Annotated in this window: 18 protein-coding genes and 2 pseudogenes; 11 read left to right on the top strand and 9 right to left on the bottom strand. The window is 60.6% G+C overall.

The annotated features are described in order from the left end of the window. The coding region (locus tag RCH10_RS22775) for a hypothetical protein (protein WP_409054189.1) at window positions 1–471 on the top strand (471 nt) is incomplete at its 5' end. 79 nt (window positions 472–550) lie between these two features. Here the strand turns inward: RCH10_RS22775 and RCH10_RS22770 are convergent. The 3 genes from RCH10_RS22770 to RCH10_RS22760 all read right to left on the bottom strand — a co-directional run bounded on the left by RCH10_RS22770 (window position 551) and on the right by RCH10_RS22760 (window position 1,836). Further along, window positions 551–781 carry a hypothetical protein gene (locus RCH10_RS22770; protein WP_409054188.1) on the bottom strand — a complete coding sequence of 77 codons (231 nt, stop codon included), beginning with the start codon at window positions 779–781 and terminating at the stop codon, window positions 551–553. Next, window positions 778–1,206: a hypothetical protein gene (locus RCH10_RS22765; RefSeq protein WP_409054187.1), complete on the bottom strand. Its 429-nt coding sequence runs from the start codon at window positions 1,204–1,206 to the stop codon at window positions 778–780. Before RCH10_RS22765 ends, RCH10_RS22770 begins: the two co-directional genes overlap by 4 nt. Before the next feature lie 291 nt (window positions 1,207–1,497). Beyond that, on the bottom strand, window positions 1,498–1,836 hold the full coding sequence (locus tag RCH10_RS22760; RefSeq protein WP_409054194.1) for a PRC-barrel domain-containing protein: 339 nt from the start codon (window positions 1,834–1,836) through the stop codon (window positions 1,498–1,500). A 355-nt stretch (window positions 1,837–2,191) separates the two neighbouring features. On the opposite strand from RCH10_RS22760, the pseudogene RCH10_RS22755 reads away from it, so the two are divergent. From RCH10_RS22755 to RCH10_RS22740, 4 genes and pseudogenes are all read left to right on the top strand, one after another. Continuing rightward, window positions 2,192–2,784: pseudogene (locus RCH10_RS22755) on the top strand (DDE-type integrase/transposase/recombinase); the annotation flags it as partial. 397 nt (window positions 2,785–3,181) lie between these two features. Then, complete coding sequence (locus RCH10_RS22750; protein WP_409054186.1) at window positions 3,182–3,448, top strand: tyrosine-type recombinase/integrase; 267 nt, start codon at window positions 3,182–3,184, stop codon at window positions 3,446–3,448. Between the two features lie 95 nt (window positions 3,449–3,543). Further along, complete coding sequence (locus RCH10_RS22745) at window positions 3,544–3,906, top strand: type II toxin-antitoxin system HigB family toxin (RefSeq protein WP_409054185.1); 363 nt, start codon at window positions 3,544–3,546, stop codon at window positions 3,904–3,906. A gap of 29 nt (window positions 3,907–3,935) precedes the next feature. Continuing rightward, window positions 3,936–4,310: a type II toxin-antitoxin system HigA family antitoxin gene (locus RCH10_RS22740; protein ID WP_409054184.1), complete on the top strand. Its 375-nt coding sequence runs from the start codon at window positions 3,936–3,938 to the stop codon at window positions 4,308–4,310. 251 nt (window positions 4,311–4,561) lie between these two features. Here the strand turns inward: RCH10_RS22740 and RCH10_RS22735 are convergent, their stop codons facing one another. Next, window positions 4,562–5,278, bottom strand: coding sequence for a hypothetical protein (locus RCH10_RS22735; RefSeq protein ID WP_409054183.1), 717 nt, complete (start codon window positions 5,276–5,278; stop codon window positions 4,562–4,564). A 22-nt stretch (window positions 5,279–5,300) separates the two neighbouring features. On the opposite strand from RCH10_RS22735, the gene RCH10_RS22730 reads away from it, so the two are divergent. Further along, a complete protein-coding gene (locus RCH10_RS22730) occupies window positions 5,301–5,723 on the top strand; it encodes a hypothetical protein (RefSeq protein ID WP_409054182.1) in 423 nt (140 codons plus the stop codon). Between the two features lie 244 nt (window positions 5,724–5,967). Here the strand turns inward: RCH10_RS22730 and RCH10_RS22725 are convergent, their stop codons facing one another. Next, window positions 5,968–7,260, bottom strand: coding sequence for a type II toxin-antitoxin system HipA family toxin (locus RCH10_RS22725; RefSeq protein ID WP_409054181.1), 1,293 nt, complete (start codon window positions 7,258–7,260; stop codon window positions 5,968–5,970). Continuing rightward, on the bottom strand, window positions 7,257–7,439 hold the full coding sequence (locus RCH10_RS22720) for a hypothetical protein (RefSeq protein WP_323501686.1): 183 nt from the start codon (window positions 7,437–7,439) through the stop codon (window positions 7,257–7,259). Before RCH10_RS22720 ends, RCH10_RS22725 begins: the two co-directional genes overlap by 4 nt. Before the next feature lie 151 nt (window positions 7,440–7,590). Here RCH10_RS22720 and RCH10_RS22715 point away from each other — a divergent pair, with 151 nt between their 5' ends. Next, window positions 7,591–8,169: a DUF1643 domain-containing protein gene (locus RCH10_RS22715; protein ID WP_323499584.1), complete on the top strand. Its 579-nt coding sequence runs from the start codon at window positions 7,591–7,593 to the stop codon at window positions 8,167–8,169. A gap of 251 nt (window positions 8,170–8,420) precedes the next feature. Beyond that, window positions 8,421–8,867 carry a hypothetical protein gene (locus RCH10_RS22710; RefSeq protein ID WP_409054180.1) on the top strand — a complete coding sequence of 149 codons (447 nt, stop codon included), beginning with the start codon at window positions 8,421–8,423 and terminating at the stop codon, window positions 8,865–8,867. A gap of 190 nt (window positions 8,868–9,057) precedes the next feature. On the opposite strand, the gene RCH10_RS22705 is transcribed toward RCH10_RS22710, so the two are convergent. Further along, on the bottom strand, window positions 9,058–9,942 hold the full coding sequence (locus RCH10_RS22705) for a LysR substrate-binding domain-containing protein (RefSeq protein WP_409054179.1): 885 nt from the start codon (window positions 9,940–9,942) through the stop codon (window positions 9,058–9,060). Between the two features lie 77 nt (window positions 9,943–10,019). On the opposite strand from RCH10_RS22705, the gene RCH10_RS22700 reads away from it, so the two are divergent. Together RCH10_RS22700 and RCH10_RS22695 are read left to right on the top strand one after the other, a co-directional pair. Beyond that, window positions 10,020–11,282: an SGNH/GDSL hydrolase family protein gene (locus tag RCH10_RS22700; protein ID WP_409054178.1), complete on the top strand. Its 1,263-nt coding sequence runs from the start codon at window positions 10,020–10,022 to the stop codon at window positions 11,280–11,282. A 38-nt stretch (window positions 11,283–11,320) separates the two neighbouring features. Further along, complete coding sequence (locus RCH10_RS22695) at window positions 11,321–12,499, top strand: MFS transporter (protein WP_409054193.1); 1,179 nt, start codon at window positions 11,321–11,323, stop codon at window positions 12,497–12,499. Window positions 12,500–12,673: 174 nt separating this feature from the next. Here RCH10_RS22695 and RCH10_RS22690 read toward each other — a convergent pair. Beyond that, a pseudogene (locus tag RCH10_RS22690) lies at window positions 12,674–13,819 on the bottom strand (IS30 family transposase). A 214-nt stretch (window positions 13,820–14,033) separates the two neighbouring features. After that, a complete protein-coding gene (locus RCH10_RS22685) occupies window positions 14,034–14,954 on the bottom strand; it encodes a LysR family transcriptional regulator (protein WP_409054177.1) in 921 nt (306 codons plus the stop codon). Between the two features lie 161 nt (window positions 14,955–15,115). Here RCH10_RS22685 and RCH10_RS22680 point away from each other — a divergent pair, with 161 nt between their 5' ends. Then, window positions 15,116–16,081, top strand: a complete 966-nt coding sequence (locus RCH10_RS22680; protein WP_409054176.1) for an MBL fold metallo-hydrolase — start codon at window positions 15,116–15,118, stop codon at window positions 16,079–16,081. Window positions 16,082–16,159 lie beyond the last annotated feature (78 nt).

Raw genomic sequence — 16,159 nt, 5'->3', positions numbered from 1 at the left:
ACCAAGGCCGACTACCAGGCTGGCAAGACCCGCATCACCGAGGACTACAAGACTGACAAGGCAGCTTGCACTTCACTGACCGCCAACGCCAAGGACATCTGCGCTCAAGAAGCGAAGGGCAAGGAGAAGGTCGCACGGGCCGAACTGGAGTACGCCTACACCGCGAAGTCCAGCGACCGGAACAAGGTCCTGGTGGCGAAAGCCGAGGCCACCTATGCGGTCGCCAAAGAAAAGTGCGATGACCAGACGGGCAATGCCAAGGACGTGTGCGTGCAGGAAACCAAGGCCATGAGAACCAAAGCGCTGGCCAACGCCAAGCTGGGCAAGGAGATCGGCGAGGCCAAGACCGAGGCCGCCGACGACAAGCGTGATGCCGACTACGAAGTCGCAGTCGAAAAGTGCGATGGCATGTCGGGTGATGCCAAGACGAATTGCCTGACAACGGCCAAGGCAAAGTTCGGAAAAAACTGAACTCTGAATATCCGGAGGTCGCCGAGCAAGGCTATGGCGAGGTACTACGCCATGTCCGCGCGTCGACTGACACCAGTTCCTACTCTTCGTGACCGGGAGAACCGATCTTGCGGACGACGAAGATGTCAAGGAGGGCGCGAAGCGCATGCACCACCTCGAACGCCACGGGCGCGCCGTCGCGCGGAAGCTCCAGCACCAGCACCAGCACCAATACCAGCAGGTTGGGACGTCCGCGGTAGTCTTCCAACGGCTTTACCAGGATTCGCCAGGCCTGGCGGCGATCGTGAACTCGGGGTGCCATCGGGGTCATGTGATGCACTCCTTCGCTGTCGGATGTTGCGAGAACCAGTCGGCCGCAAGCGCCTGCACTGCTTCGAAGACGCCAGACTTCTCGAAAAGATGGACGGTATCGGGAACGATGGCCAGCTGCCTATCGCTTTGCAGGTGCCCTCCGGTGCTGCCGCCCAAGAAGCCGATGGGAGTGCGAAGCTGAGTCGGCTTCGCGGCGACCCATACGGTCGTATTCTTAATCCGGCGCGTCGGCAGCGGATTGTTGGCGCGATGCTGCCGGGTGATCCCGTCCACCTGGTCTTCTTCTTCCGTGAGCAAGCCGGTAAGTAAGGTGACGATGCCCTCCTCCTGCCAACGAAGCGCTACCTGGCAATTGCGAGGCCTTTGGCGGCTGCTGTCGCTGCCTTGAGCGAATAGTACAAGGCCGGTAAAACTCTCCTGCATGCAAGATCACTGCACCGGCAGACGTCGCCCGATGGAAGCCGGACTTCGCGATGGGTCAAACTGGAACCGTTCGGGACCGCTCGAGGGCTCCGGGTTGCGACAACAGAGCCCATTCAAATTCAACTCCCCCGCCGCCGCGCTGTCTGAACGCATCGCATCCTTTGCAGGAAACACAGCCCACCATCGAACGCTGTATTCCGAGGCGCTGGTGCCCTCGCCAATATGGCTTCATCAACTTGAGGTCTGTAGCGGTTGGTATGCGGGCGCGGTCGGCGGCGATCGGGGCGACTACTAGAGGCCGTAGTACTTGTCGACGGTGGACCGGTACGAGTCGTCGTAGCTGGGCACGGCATCGGACGCATACCGAGGCGCCGCTTCGATCTGCGTCTTGTCCAGCGGCACCACGTAGCCATCTTTCGACGTGTCGTACTTCAGCATGCTCCAGGGAATGGGGTAACGGTCGGTCCCCATTCCAAGAAAGCCGCCAAACTCCATGACTGCATACCGAACCTGCCCCGAAACTTTGTCGATCATCAAATCGTCGATCGTTCCGAGCTTGTCTCCTCCGGCGTTGTAGACGGTTGTTCCTTCGACGCGATCCGATGAAATGACGTGGCTGCCTGAAATCATTGCCATTTGAATTTCTCCGTGGGTACAGCCGGCGATGCTGGGTCACCGGCTTTGCATTCAAAGCCCAGCAATAGAGTTGTCTCACCGCGGCGCATGGTGCCTCATCGGCCAGCAGAGACTGTTTCTGTAGGCCATACCCTCCGCCCGAATCGACGCGGAACCGAAAGCTTGAGTCCGTTGAACGCGCCCCGCAGAGCTGTTGTCAAATCGTTCAAGAGGGCCTGTGATGTTCACCACCCGCACCTGGACTGGTCAGGGTGCGCGATATGCAGCGCATCGGCCTCGCCCGGCGTCATCTGGCACCGCGCGCCATCGCGGTGACCGCAGGTTCTTCGTCAACTTGCCACAGGACGGGGGCGAGGCGACCGCGGAACCTGCGATCGATCTGAAGGCGCTGCACGCGAAGATCGGCCAGCTGGCGCTGGAGAATGATTTTTTGGAAGGCGCGCTCATCAAGGCCGGCATGCTGAGCGCAAAGCGATGATCGACCGAGGCCACGATCTACCGATCCGGCGCCAAGCCGAATTGGTGAACATCAGCCGCGGATCGGTCTACTACACGGCCAAGCCCGTGAGCGATGAAGACCTGAAGCTGATGCGCCGCGTTGACGAGCTTCACCTGGAATTGCCATTCGCCGGAGCCCGCCTGCTGCGCGACCTGCTGCGAGGGCAAGGCATTGCCGTAGGCCGCAAGCACATGACCACGCTGATGCGGCGCATGGGAATCACGGCGCTCTACAAGAAGCCCAACACCAGCAAGAAGGCACCCGGGCGCACGATCTACCCGTACCTGCTGCGCACGCTGCCTGTCACCAGGGCCAACCAGGTCTGGGCGATGGACATCAGCTACATCCCAATGGCCCGGGGCTTCGTCTACCTGGCTGCGGTGATCGACTGGTACAGCCGTCGGGTGCTGGCCTGGCGGGTGTCGATCTCGATGGACACTGAGTAGTGCACGGACTCTATCGAGGAGGCGACCGTCCGGTACAGCACGCTCGACACATACAAAAAGGCCCTGTGTTTTTAAAGCACAGGGCCAGGTACTGAACCGAACAACGTTCGGAACCTCGACACGCGAGCAACGGACCCATAGTGTTTTTAACGGCTGAGGGCGCACCGCCATATATGCCGTGCGGCGTACGCCTATTGATGAGATCTGGCCAGGCGAGTCCATTGAGGCGAAAAGAAGCCAGAGTCTGGAAGCGGCCAAGGACACGCACGCCGATTCGCTACAAGACGATGGCGTCTTTGCCACCGACATCGAAGAAGACGATCCGCAACGCCCGCGCGGTTGAGCCGGCATCACCACCGGTCCGATCTTCCGGAGCGTGCAGGCGGGCGACCGCATGGGCACACCACTGGGTGCCGAGGGGGTGCGGTTCATCGTGAAGTCGCGCTGCGCGGCCGCGGGCCTGGACGGCCGGTTCTCGGCGCACTCGCTGCGCTCGGGCTTTGTGACCGAGGCCGGGCTTCGCGACATGCCGATCGGCGAGGCCATGGCGATGACGGGACACCGCACTGTGGCCACCTTCCAGGGCTACTACCAGTCGGCAGCGATCCGTCGCAGCAAGGTGGCCAGCATGCTGGATACGCCGCCGCCGAAGGACGCATAGGCCGGGGCTCGACAGGTTTGCGCCAGTAGCAGGACTGTCAGCTGAACTAACCCACGCATGAAGGTCACCGTCGGCTCCGCGCGATTAACGCGATCGTGTCGATCCACGGCGATTGTCATAGTCCCGAATTGGTACTAAAATGGCCGATGCACATCGTCGCCCAGTCAAATCTCACGGCCTATTACCAGCGGCCAAATCGGGGCGACGCAAAGGCAGCAATCGAGGCGTGGCTTGATGTAGCGAAGCTGGCGAAGTGGACAAGCTGGGACGATGTGAAGGCGCAGTACGCAAATTCGAGTCCTGTCGGCGGCAGGCGCGTGGTGTTCAACATCGCTGGCAACAAGCACCGGTTGATCGTGGCGTTTGCATATCAAACGCAGTGGGGCTTTGTGAAGTTCATCGGCACGCACGCCGAATACGACTCGATCGATGCAGCAACTGTCGATCAGTTCAAGTAAATCCGTCCATCGTCAAAGGAGTGACCTAAATGGAAGTTCGAGCAATCCGCGATCAAGACAGTTACTACGCGGCCCTGGCGCGCGTCTCAGCGCTGATCGACCTTGACCCTGCACCCGATTCGCCCGATGGCGAAGCGCTGGAAGTGCTGGGCACGTTGGTCGAAGTCTATGAAGCAAAGCACTACCCGATAGCGCTGCCAGACCCGATTGATGCCATCAAGTTTCGCATGGAGCAATCCGGCCTGACCGTCGCCGACATGGTGCCCTACATTGGTCCTCGCAATCGCGTGTATGAAATTCTCAATCGCACACGCCCTCTCACCATGCCCATGATCCGCCGCCTGCTCAATCTCGGCATACCGGCATCGTCTCTGGTTGGTCAGCCTGAGCCGGTCTCTGCCTGACACCCGCTACGCACTGAGGGCACCCCGAGTCAGCTGCGTACGGGCTTTTTACCGAAGCGGGTCTGCGCGACATGCCGATCGGCGAGGCCATGGCCATGACGGGACACCGCACGGTCGCTACCTTCCAGGGCTACTACCAGTCGGCAGCGATCCGGCGCAGCAAGGTGGCCAGCATGCTGGATACGCCGCCGCCGAAGGACGCGTAGGCCGGGGCTCGCAAAGCTCTGTTCCTGAATGGAAAGTGGCGCGATTCAGCCCTTCGGCGGCTTGGGCTGTGCGTCCGACTGCGTCAGAGCATCGTGCGCGTCTTTGAGCCTTGCAAAAACGTCCTGGCACCGCACGCGCAGTTCCTTCGCGACCTTGGCGTTGCCGCCGGCTAATGCCAAGAATTCCGGCCCTTTTACAATGATGCCGAGTCGCTCGATGTGTTCGTCCTGCATGAAGGCGACCGCACGCTCGGTGTCGAACTCCGATGTGCTGGCCAGCAGCAAAATCCTCAGCGCGTCTTTGGCATCCTTGCGCCCATGCTCCGAGGCGTGTCGATCGACGGCAGCGCCGAGTTTGAGTACCAAGAGGTGCTCGAGTGAGGCGACGCGCACGCCGTCGTACTCCACGGCGAAGGCCGCAACCTGGTCGTAGGGGACCGGCAGGGACGACTGGCGTTCGGCGTAGACATCAAATGAAAACCCCGCCTTTTGAAACGCATGCTTGGTGAGCCTTGAGTTCTGCGACAACTCTTCGATCTCACGGAGATCGCTCAAAGCGGAAAGAGAAATATAGAACGCAGCGTCCGCGGTCGCTTCGGCATAGGCCGCCGTCAGCGAATGGTTTGTGGCGTGAAGGTAAGCGGCAAGGCCGCCGATAAAAACAAGATCCGGCTCATAGAGGCGACCGATATTGGCGGCTTTCGCGATCAGCGCGGCAAAGATTGCCTCCGGCGATCGCGCGAAAGTAGCAATGCTGGTCATATTGCGTTAATGTAACGAGATCATGGCTTTGCCGCTCTTCTTCCCTGCGTTGCGCTACACGCCTCAAATCGACTGCGCTCACGCGGTGCCGCTCCATGAGTTGTGCAACCGCGCGGAGACACGCTGCGAAGCATTTGGGGCTTGGACGAAGCGCCCCATCGTTGTGTGCGACGCAGGCGAACAATTGCCGTGGATCCGCGCCGAGCCGGGTGACTGGGCGGCCGTCGAGGTCGGCGTCCCGCATCTGCGCGGGAGCCTTCGGGCGCAGTCTCGGTGGGCGCTCGGCGCATTGGCCTTCGTGCTCTTCGACGGCGTGGCCAGGGCAAGCATCGTTGGCAAGGACTGGTCTCGCATCGAGCAGCCGCGCGGCGCTGCACCGGGCGGCCGACGACCGCTCTCCAATGCCGAGCGACAGCGCAAGTACCGAATGAGAGCTGGCGTCTAGCAAGGCGCGGCGCCTGCAAGCGTTCGCAAATAGCTTCGTTCAACATCGGCCCATTCGCGCTTGTTGGCGTTGCCTACGGCTACTAAAAGTCGGCCGCGATCCGTCGCAGCAAGGTGGCCAGCATGCTGGAGACGCCGACGCCAAAGGAACCGTAAGCGGGGCGGCCGTGTCTCTGCTGACCCCTGGTCACGCCACGTAGCATCTAACGCGCATTCTCACTTTCCCGCTGAGGGACGACCGGCGGCTACGGAACATGCAACTCCAACGCGGCTCCAAGCCAAGCGTTTTGTTGTGGGCCTTCGAACAAGCTGCGGTAAGCAGCGAGATCTGGGCCGCGCATTTTTGCTGCCTGTGCATACGGAGCCCAACAGGTTGCAACTGTGTTGGCCATACGGCTGATACACGCTGTCGCCTGCGCATCAGTCAGATCAAAGTAAAAGCTCCGGTCCACCATCTCCTGAGGCGTTGGCAGTTCTCCGACATCGGTATCGAGCGCGATTTTTAATTGCGGACGGCGATCTGTCTGGGGATTGATGTCGAAGGCGGGAGAAAGAGACCAATCCCCATCGACGTGGAGAAAGCCGTGGTTCTTGAGGTGATCATCCGTGTTGTTGACCAGCAGCTGGAAGACAATGCGTCGAAATAATTCTTGCCGCTGCTCTCCTGCAAGGCCAGCCTCCATCATGGCTTCGGCCATCTTGACGTAGGTCACATCAGAATCGATGGCAGTTGACGCATCCATAAAGGTTTGGGCGCTCACATAGTGAAGGCGCAAATCGTGACTGGCACCAGCCCGATCAAATCGCTTGAACAAGCCGACCGGATTGTCGCGGCCGATTTCAAACAGCCGTGCCTCGGGAACCGTGATGCCGCACGCATCAGCCAGCCAGTTGGTCATCACTTCTGCTCGCTCGATCGCCGAATTTTCATCTTTCTCCGAAGTAAATTTCGCCACCCATAAGCAACCGTGCGTATCCCGGAGTGTTGCCTTCGGTCGTGCGCCCCCTAAGCCAGACCCGGGCAGCAGATCTTTCCATTCGTCCCTCAACGCCTTGCGACCCTCAAAGGATCGGGCCGCCCGGGCGAGATCCGTCAATTGAACGTCAAAAGGTATGACTGGCGAGATCCCATTCCGTGTGGTCAAAGGAATGCCATGTGTGTCGAGCACACGCAACGCGCCGAGCCTTGTAGCGTCATCGATCAACGTCAAAAAGTGTAGATCACTTGGCTCAATAGCGCCTTGCTCCCGCGCATCGCGTCGCATCAGGCTGCGCCCCCATCTGTCGGGACACAGATCCGCCAGCACCGGGGGTAGCGCCAGAAAATGTGGCAAGGCAGGATTTTGCGCAGCTGCCGAAAAAAAATGAGGCGCCTCCTGCAAACGGAGCGCGGGCGCGAGTGCGAAAGCAGCTGGGCTTGCACGCCAGGCCGAGTTATAGGTAAATGAGCTGCTTTGCCGCCCTCGCTCGGAAGTAAATCGCAATTCGCCAACCACCGTTTCGGTGTCGATAAGACAGATCTTGAGCGCCTCAGTCACGGAATCTCCTTACTCGCATTCGCTACAGAAGCTGGTGAAGTTTGCTTCGGACGTAAGTCGCTGCGCCTGGCCATCATGTGGACCTTCAAGTCATCCCGCAGCGGGATTTGCATGTCGGCGGCCTGCCGCCATAGGTTCATGTTTTTGATCAGCCAATCCGGATTCAGGTCAAGTTTCATTTGCGCTCCGCCGCATCGCCGCATCTCAATGTTTCGTGCATTCGGGGTTGAGGGGGGCAGCTATCTGGCGGATTTGTTTTGCAAAGTTAGCCCAGGAACATTCTGCAATTTCCTTGCGGGTGATGGCGGGCCGGCGGTTGTCGTGCCAATAATGAATGACATTTTTCCCACCGCGAACATGGCTTATCAAGAATTCAATGACGGCAGTCCAGCAGCCAACAGTGCAACACCAGGCTCTGAGCTCAGTACACATCGGCCTGAGACCCGGACTTCTCTTGTTACTCCACTCGTTACTCCCCGTCTGGTCGACAAGCCACACTTCGACATCTACCACTGCGACCACTCCGACGCGTGGCGCTTCGCAGTTGGGCGCAGTGGCCGGAAGTCTTTGGTCGCCATTGGGGTGCATCCTTGCCTCGCGCAGGATGAAGATCACGATGACGCTATTGCCCGGGCCGAGGCGATGGCCGAGCGGTACGACTGCGACGGCCTCGTCGTTATGAATCTTTGCCCGATCCGCGCCAGTTCCCCGCACGATCTGCCCTGGTCGATTGGCGCGGACGCCTACCAGCGCAACATGCTCGAGCTCGTCAGGACGATCACGAGCGCCGCAGGCGCAACCGTTTGGGGTGACTGGGAACATGCTGGTGTCAGGGACTACCTTGGGCGCGCACGCGAGGACCTCCTGGAGCGGGTGGCGGACACTCGCGTGCGCTGGGTCGCGGGTTAAATGCGGGTATCGAAGGCACGGCTGTGCAGGGAACGCGTGCGAGATCAACAGCTTTTGCGACTGGCTGCTTCCGGGCCAAAAGCGGACATCCGTCACTATTCCTCAGTTTGATTGACATGACTGTCCCGGGCTGCGATCCCCGCCGCTACAGTTCGCGTGCACCTTTGCGCAGGTATTACTGACCTCGGAAAAGCTGCCTGTGCAGACCGAACTTCGGTAGCGCCACACTCGCAGTTTCGGAGTTTGACCCTATGATTCTCATCATCGCTCTGCTTCACGCTGTCCCGGTCTTCGCCGTAGCGATGCTATTCAAGCGCCGCGGCCCGGTGTGGATAAGCGCGGTTGTGATGGCTGTCATCGGGTCGGCGACGGGCGCGTCGGCATACACCGGCATCGACTTGGCCGTTGTGGCCTTGGCCACATGGCTTTGCGTGAGCAATATTCCCGTGACAGCCGCTCGGACAACTTCTACGTCAATCGGTCCCACTCTGGCAACGCGGGCGACGGCGGCGGCAACGAGACTCATCAGCTCACTGTTGAGGAGTGCGCTCCTGCTTGGCGCAGTGTTTCTTGCGTTCGCTGGCGCCGTCATTGGCTACAACCGGTACTACGGCGAGTGTGCAGATTCCGTGCTCTCCCAGCAGCGAGTAACTTTCGAGCAGTGCCGCGCTGCATTCTCTTCGACGAGACGAAAGTGATGCTGCTCCTCGCGCCTCAGCACGCGCGAACACCGCTGATGGCCGCTGACGTGCCAGAAGCCGACGGTCAACGACCGTTGGCTTACCGGCAAGCCAGCTGGTCTATGCATCGCGGCGGCCGACGCGCAGCTGTGTGGGACGAGGTCAGGTTCCGCGGCCAAAGCAGTTGTTAGCTCTTTGTGCAGGCGGGCTATAGCGCCTGGATCTCACGGATCAGCAATTCCTTCATCACCTGAACGCGCATCGCCTGACGGCGGTGGCTCGGTGACATCAAGTAGACGGTCTGCGTGGGGCCGCTCCACTCTGGCAGCAGGCGCACCAGCTCCTTTCGTTTAAGCAACTCATTGACCATCCAGCAGGGTTGGAACGCAATACCAGCACCCTCGCGTACTGCGTCAAGCAGCGCCACCGCATGGTTGATGCTGTACCGCGTAATAACGGGCAACTTCGCCGAGCCCTGGGCGCTGCTCAGCGTGACCACGTCGCCTGTCCAATTCGGATAGCGCAGAAACTGGTGGCGAGAAAGGTCATCCAAGGTGCGTGGGCGGCCGTGACGCTTGATGTAGCCGGGCGACGCTACGATGTAGCGCGGCCAGGTGGCAAGTTCGCGGGCCACGAGGTCTGGCGGCAGCACACCGCCGATGCGCACGGTGAGATCAAAGCGTTCCTCCACCGGGTCTACGAAGCGGTCCTCCAGCACAAGATCGATCTGCAATTCCGGGTATTGCTGCAGCGAACGTAGCATCAGCGCGTTGAGCTTCAACTCGCCCAGAGCCACGGGTGCGGCGATGCGGACTAGCCCGCGTGGCTCGCGCGTACGGAGGTCTAAGTCGGCCACTGCTTCGTCGTAGTCGTCCAGCAATCGACGCGCGCTTTCTAGAAAGCGCACACCCTCGTCGGTGAGCGTTGCACGCGTAGCACTCCGTTCGAGCAGCCGAACCTCGAGCGAACGCTCGAGGTTCGCAATGAGCTTGCTCACGGTCGGCTGGGTCGTGGAGAGTGACCGGGCCGCGGCGGACAGGCTGCCCAGATCCGCCACCCTGACGAAGGCACTTAGCGCGCGCAGCCGGTCCATGGCATTCCATTTTCGAATGGTGAGTCTTCCATTCTGCCGGCTTCCAAACGAAAATGGAATTGTCCAGAGTACGGGGCATGAAGCACGTCATCCCCAGTTCCCTCCTCGTAGCATCGCTCGCGACTTTTCTCGCGACCGCTACAGCGGCCGCCCCCGTCTTGGCCAGGCCTGCGTTTTGGCAACCAACCTGGATCTCCCCGGCTCAGCCCGTGTGGGGCGACGGCTGGGTCGTCCCGCTCGGCATGCCAACCGATCTTCGTGACGTGACGTTGCGACAGTCGCTGCGCACCAGCCTTGGAGGCGAGCGGCTCAGGCTCGTGATCAGCAACCAGTACGGCGTTGCGCCGCTGACGATCGGCACATTGACGGTGCGCAGCACCACGGCGGACACTTCGCAGGCGGTACTTTTTCACGGGCACGATGGCATGGTCGTCGCTCCGGGAGCGCGCGTTATCAGCGACCCAGTTCCCCTGCACGTTCACGCCAGCGACCGTCTGGAGGTCGATCTCCATCTGCCCGAGCCGTCCACGCCTGCAGGATTCCATTGGGACGCGCAGGAGCTGACCGCGATCATTCAGGGCAATGCCAGGGGCCACCATGGGGCCCTTGCTCTTGAAACCTTCACCACCCGGGCTTTCGTCTCCGAGCTATGGGTGGCCTCTGCCCACCCGCCGTTGTCGGTGGTCACGATCGGTGACTCCATCACCGACGGCAATGGCTCCAGCGTTGGACGAGACCAGCGCTGGCCTGACCATCTCTCGCGGCGACTCGCGTCGCGCGGTGTCGCCGTGCTCAACGCGGGCATCGCCGGCAACCGTCTGCTGCGCGGCGGCTGGGGCGAGAGCGCCCTCGCTCGCTTCGAGCACGACGCTCTTAGCCATCCCGGCGTGCGCGCGGTCATCGTGCTGCTTGGTACCAACGGCATCGGCTTTCCAGGCAGCCCGTTCGCGCCGTCGGAACCACCCGTCTCGCTGAACGAAATCACCGGCGCCTTCCTGCAACTTGCCGAACAGGCGCACGTACGCAACGTGCGCCTCGTCGTGGGCACCGTGCCACCCTTCGAGCACGCACTTCAAGGGACGCCATTCGAAGGCCACTACAGCCCGCAGAAGGACGCGCTGCGCCAGGCCTTGAACGATTGGATACGGCACACGCGCGCGTTCGATGCGGTGGTCGATTTCGATGCCGTGTTGCGTGACCCTGCCCATCCCGCGCAGCTCAATTCCGCGCTGGACTCGGGTGACCATCTGCATCCTGGAGACGTGGGCTACAAGCGCATGTCCGAGGCGGTCGATCTGAACGCACTACTCGGCGAGCAACCGGCGGGAGTGGGGCGATGAGCGATGCGCCGCGAAGCGCGTCCTTAGCCCGCGTCGCCATTCCGCTCCCGCTGCTCGCTCTAGCACTTGCTGCATTCGCAATCGGCACGTCCGAGTTCGTCATCGTGGGTTTGTTGCCATCGGTGGCAGCCGACACTGACACGAGCTTGGCGCAGGCAGGATTGTTGGTAACAGGCTATGCGTTGGGCGTTGCCATCGGTGCGCCACCGCTCGCGGTTCTGACCTCTAAGGCGTCGCCATACAAAGCGCTCTCGGGCCTGATGCTGCTCTTCATCATCGGCAATGTCATGTGCGCCGTTGCGCCCGACTATGGCTGGCTGATGGCCGGACGGATTGTGGCGTCACTCACGCACGGCGCCTTCTTTGGGCTCGGTGCGACAGTGGCGTCCGAACTGGTGGCAGCGCACAGGCGGTCCGCGGCCATCGCGCTGATGTTCAGCGGCTTGACACTGGCTACCGTGCTCGGCGTACCGATTGGTGCGTGGATCGGGCAGCACTCGGGATGGCGAGCCACCTTCTGGGCCGTGAGCGGTCTGGGAGTAATCGCACTGGGAGCGCTGTTGTCGCTCATACCGCGGCGCTTGAGGCTGCAAACTCCTTCGGGCGGGGACGGCGGCTGGAACATATTACGAAGGCCACGTCTACTTGGTGCACTCGGCCTAACCGCCCTGGGCTTCGGCGGCATCTTCACGACGCTCACTTTCCTGTCTCCGTTGCTGCAGGAGGCGAGCGGCTTCACGACGCCTCAGGTCAACGGTCTGCTCCTGCTATTTGGTTTGGGACTGACGCTTGGCAACGTCCTCGGCGGATGGGCTGCCGACCGCTGGCCTGTACGCTCGATGTTCGCGATCCTCTCGACACTAGCGATGGTTGAGGTTGCGCTGTACGCCGGCTTGCGGACGCCAGCGGCTGTCATCGGCTGCCTGCTGCTGTGGGGAATGGCTGCGTTTGCCACAGCGCCCGGTCTACAGAGCCGTGTGATGGTGGAGGCCTCTGACGCCCCGGCTCTAGCGTCCACGTTGAACATCGCTGCATTCAACCTTGGCAATGCAGGCGCGGCGTGGTTAGGGACGGAGGCACTCCGAGCAGGGTTGGGTTTGGCGAAACTGCCGTTGATCTCGGCCGCGCTTGCGCTGGCTGCGCTGGGCTTGCTCCTGTGGATGGAAGGTCACGCCAGCAAACCGCGGGCGGAGGCGTGCGGCCACAAATTGGATTGAGTCATTCGGCGCTACGTGGTCCGGCATTGGGCGCCCAATCCTGTAATGTCTACTTGCGTCGAGGGTTCGCAATCGGGTCGCAGTTTCGATATGCAGGGTCGCCATTCGACGGTGCGAAAGTCAGGTAATTGACGTCCAATTTTGAGAAGCAAAGGCCTGCTTTGGGCGGCGGATTCAACGGGTCGATGCAACAGATTCGCTGAACATCTCAGCGGGCGTCTGGAAGCCGAGCGTCTTGCGCGGCCTCTCATTCAATTGTCTCGCAATCGCATTGAGCTGATGTTGTGAGTAGCCAGAGATGTCGATGCCCTTTGGCACGTACTGCCTGAGCAGGCCGTTCGTGTTCTCGTTGCTTCCGCGTTGCCAAGGGCTTTGCGGATCGCGGAAGAAGACCTGGATGTCGGTGGCCATCGTGAACCGCTTGTGGGCGGCCATCTCTTTACCTCGATCCCAGGTCAAGGATTTGTAGAGCTCCTGAGGGAGCTTGATCAGCGCATTCACGACGGTCTGAGTGTCTTTCCCGTCCACCTTCACCAACATGACGTACCGCGTCTGGCGCTCAACCAACGTGGCGATCTGGCTGTTACCGCTGCCAAACACCAAGTCGCCTTCCCAGTGGCCAGGCACTGCACGATCCTCAACAGACGCTGGCCGCTCGCTGATCGGCACGGCGCCCACGATTTGCCCGTGGGTCGCCGTCTTCTGTGTGTAGTGCCGTGAGCGGCGCATGCCGCGAGTTCGTCGCAGATGCTCCAGCAGTTCCTTCTTCAAAGCACCACGCGCTTGGATGAACAGACTGCGGTAGATGGTCTCGTGTGACACGTGATGGCTCTCGTCGCCCGGGTAAGTATGTTTGAGCCATCCGGCGATCTGCTCAGGTGACCACAGAAGGCGCAGCTTATCGGCCACGAGCCGCGCAAGGGGACGGTTCTCAGCAAGCTTGCATTGCTTGGGACGGAGAGCCCGATCCCATGCCGCACCGGCCTGGGCCGCCCGATAGTTATCTTGGCCGCCATTGCGCTTTACTTCGCGACTGACTGTCGATGGCGCTCGACCGAGCCGTGCAGCGATTGAGCGAATCGATTCGCTTGTCGCCAGCGCTCGCGAGATCTCTTCCCTCTCGCTCAAGGACAACGCTGCTGCCGAACGGCATCGCTGTGGCGGTCAAATTCCACCCGTCCTCGCCAGAATGTTCTGGATAGACGTGTGCGGTCGATCAAAGAGTTGGCCGATCTGGTGAAGAGTCCAGCCGGTCTTCCAGCGCTCCCACATCAACGCCTTCTGACTGTCCGAGTAGTGGGTTCGTGTCCGGTACTTCATTTGCAACACTCCTTCTGCCTGTGCAGTTTTTAGTGTGTTGCATCGACCGATTGAATCCGCCACTGACTGAAGCCATTCGAGAAGACATGACCGAAGGGTTGCTTTGTGTGCGAAAGCGTCCGCATGGGCAGTATCAGATCACATTGGACAAGTGCAAAAATAGTTTGCAATGAAACTTCTCTTAGTCCGTCCGTTGAAAGCCGCAATCACTGTTCTACACTTGAGATAAAACAGGGCTCTTTTTGACCGAGCGCAGAATCTGGAGAAGGGGTAACAGCGCGGGATTCCTCACATCCTTTCGGTAGGCAAAGCTCAACGGAAGCGACAGCTTCAAGTCCGAAATCTTTGCGAATTCGACTTGGGTCGGCGCCCTGAAGCGATTTCTGTCATTCACGATAGCCACCCCGATGCCCGATGTGACAAGACTGAGTACAGCGGCTTCGCTTTGGACCTGTTGGACCACTCGGGGAACAAGACCCCCTGCCGAACAGGCCACGAGGAGCGCATCGAAGTAGGCCGGATACACACTGCGGTGAAAAACCACGAATTTCTCGTTGCTCAAGTCTTTGAGGCGAATCCGTTTGCTTGGCTCGCTCTTTGACACGCTCCTTGCATTGCGCAGCACCGCTAGCGCAGCGCCGTGATGCTGCAGCGGGATCGTCTCGATGTCGTCGGGACAATTGCCAAACAGGTAGACAAAACCTCCGTCCAGCGTGCCATCCTGAATCTTGTTCAATTGTTCTGGAGTGCCGAGGGGCCAGGGCTCCAGATGCACGGAGGGTACCGCTTCACGGTACTGCCGAATGGCCTGCGGAATGACACCCTCCCAACCGGCTATTTCAACGAAGCCCACTTTGAGCGCACCGATCTCTCCTCTAAAAACCCTACGCACCCGGTCGCACGCCGCCTCCAGAGAGGTCATGAGCGCGGTGACATCCTTCATGAACGCGTGGCCGCTCGCATTCAGGCGCAGACCCCTCGAGAGGCGGTCGAACAGTTCCACGCCGAGTTCTTCCTCCAGATCGTGCACCTGGCGCGAAATGGCGGGCTGGGTTACGTGCAGATGCTCTGAGGCCAGTCGAACGTTCTCGGCTTCTGCAACCGCTAAAAAATAGCGAAGGTGACGAAGTTCCACGATTGATGCCTCCAGAGCATCAGTATACGCAGCGATCGCTATTGGCAAACATCAATTTCCTTCCTCAGAATCGACTTGATGCCGGGCTTTGCAGCCCCCTGCCCCACTTACCTACTCTTCGTCCCTCCTCACCTATGCACAACTCAATTCAAACCACCACGTTGGCCGTTGCCATTGCAGTCGGCGGCGTCACTACGCTCACCGGATGTGCAACGCCGGGCCCTCTGCCCTCCGATCGCTCTGTCTCGACGCCGCAGAAGAAAGCTCAGGCTCCCGCCTTCTACCGCATGCCGCTCGGCGACTTCGAGATCACCGCGCTTTCCGATGGAACGGTCAAGTTGCCACTGGACCAGATGATGTCCAATATTTCGCCCGCGGACGTGCGCAAGCTGCTTGCCGCTGGCTTCGAGACGCTGCCCAACGAGACCTCGATCAACGCCTTCCTGATTCAGACCGGGAACAGGCTTCTGCTGGTCGACGCGGGCGCCGGGACACTCTTCGGACAGAACGGCGGCCATCTTCTTGAAAATCTGAAAGCGGCGGGGTACGGGCCCGAGGACGTTGACGCGGTGCTGCTGACACACCTGCACGGTGACCATTCCGGCGGCCTGACAGTCGAGGGAAAACGCGTCTTCCCCAATGCGACGGTCTACCTGGACAAGGCCGACCGAGACTATCGCTTCGACCTGGATGCGGAGCGACGCGCGCCTGCAAATCAAAAGGGCATGTTTTCCCAGTCGCGCACTGCAATTGGACCCTACGAAACGGCCGGAAAAGTCGTTCTGTTCGAGGGCGGGGTCACCCTTTTTCCAGGGATCATCTCCGTGCCCGCGCATGGACACACGCCGGGTCATACCCTCTACCAAGTCGAGAGCAAAGGGCAAACGATCTTGTTTTCGGGTGACCTCGTGCACTCCGCGGCCGTGCAGTTGCCTCGACCCGAGGCCACGATTTCCTTCGATGCCGACCCGCAGGAAGCAGCGTCCGACCGCGCCGCCATGTTCAAAAAGCTGGCCTCCTCCCGCACCTTGATGGGTGCGGCCCACATTTCCTTCCCCGGACTGGGGTATGTCGTGGAGAGCGAAGAAGGCGGTTATCGATGGCTGCCGCGCCCTTACAGCCGCTAAGCAAAAAAAGCCTGTCTGCCTCTCGAGGCGGACAGAGGATTGCGGCTCCGGGCAGCGTCGTCAGCCTTTCCACGGGGT

Origin of the sequence: Variovorax sp. GrIS 2.14, from assembly GCF_046115955.1 — a bacterium.
GTDB lineage: Bacteria > Pseudomonadota > Gammaproteobacteria > Burkholderiales > Burkholderiaceae_C > Variovorax.
Note: the sequence above shows the minus strand (reverse complement) of the source record. Positions and strands in the feature narration are given on the sequence as shown.

What these genes read in the sequence shown, in the direction of transcription:
- RCH10_RS22750 (WP_409054186.1), top strand. Translation starts at nt 3,182, where the DNA reads ATGGGCACACCACTGGGTGCCGAGGGGGTGCGGTTCATCGTGAAGTCG.
- RCH10_RS22740 (WP_409054184.1), top strand. Translation starts at nt 3,936, where the DNA reads ATGGAAGTTCGAGCAATCCGCGATCAAGACAGTTACTACGCGGCCCTG.
- RCH10_RS22710 (WP_409054180.1), top strand. Translation starts at nt 8,421, where the DNA reads ATGATTCTCATCATCGCTCTGCTTCACGCTGTCCCGGTCTTCGCCGTA.
- RCH10_RS22765 (WP_409054187.1), bottom strand. Translation starts at nt 1,206, where the DNA reads ATGCAGGAGAGTTTTACCGGCCTTGTACTATTCGCTCAAGGCAGCGAC.
- RCH10_RS22730 (WP_409054182.1), top strand. Translation starts at nt 5,301, where the DNA reads ATGGCTTTGCCGCTCTTCTTCCCTGCGTTGCGCTACACGCCTCAAATC.
- RCH10_RS22705 (WP_409054179.1), bottom strand. Translation starts at nt 9,942, where the DNA reads ATGGACCGGCTGCGCGCGCTAAGTGCCTTCGTCAGGGTGGCGGATCTG.
- RCH10_RS22715 (WP_323499584.1), top strand. Translation starts at nt 7,591, where the DNA reads ATGAATGACATTTTTCCCACCGCGAACATGGCTTATCAAGAATTCAAT.
- RCH10_RS22700 (WP_409054178.1), top strand. Translation starts at nt 10,020, where the DNA reads ATGAAGCACGTCATCCCCAGTTCCCTCCTCGTAGCATCGCTCGCGACT.
- RCH10_RS22760 (WP_409054194.1), bottom strand. Translation starts at nt 1,836, where the DNA reads ATGATTTCAGGCAGCCACGTCATTTCATCGGATCGCGTCGAAGGAACA.
- RCH10_RS22720 (WP_323501686.1), bottom strand. Translation starts at nt 7,439, where the DNA reads ATGAAACTTGACCTGAATCCGGATTGGCTGATCAAAAACATGAACCTA.
- RCH10_RS22770 (WP_409054188.1), bottom strand. Translation starts at nt 781, where the DNA reads ATGACCCCGATGGCACCCCGAGTTCACGATCGCCGCCAGGCCTGGCGA.
- RCH10_RS22735 (WP_409054183.1), bottom strand. Translation starts at nt 5,278, where the DNA reads ATGACCAGCATTGCTACTTTCGCGCGATCGCCGGAGGCAATCTTTGCC.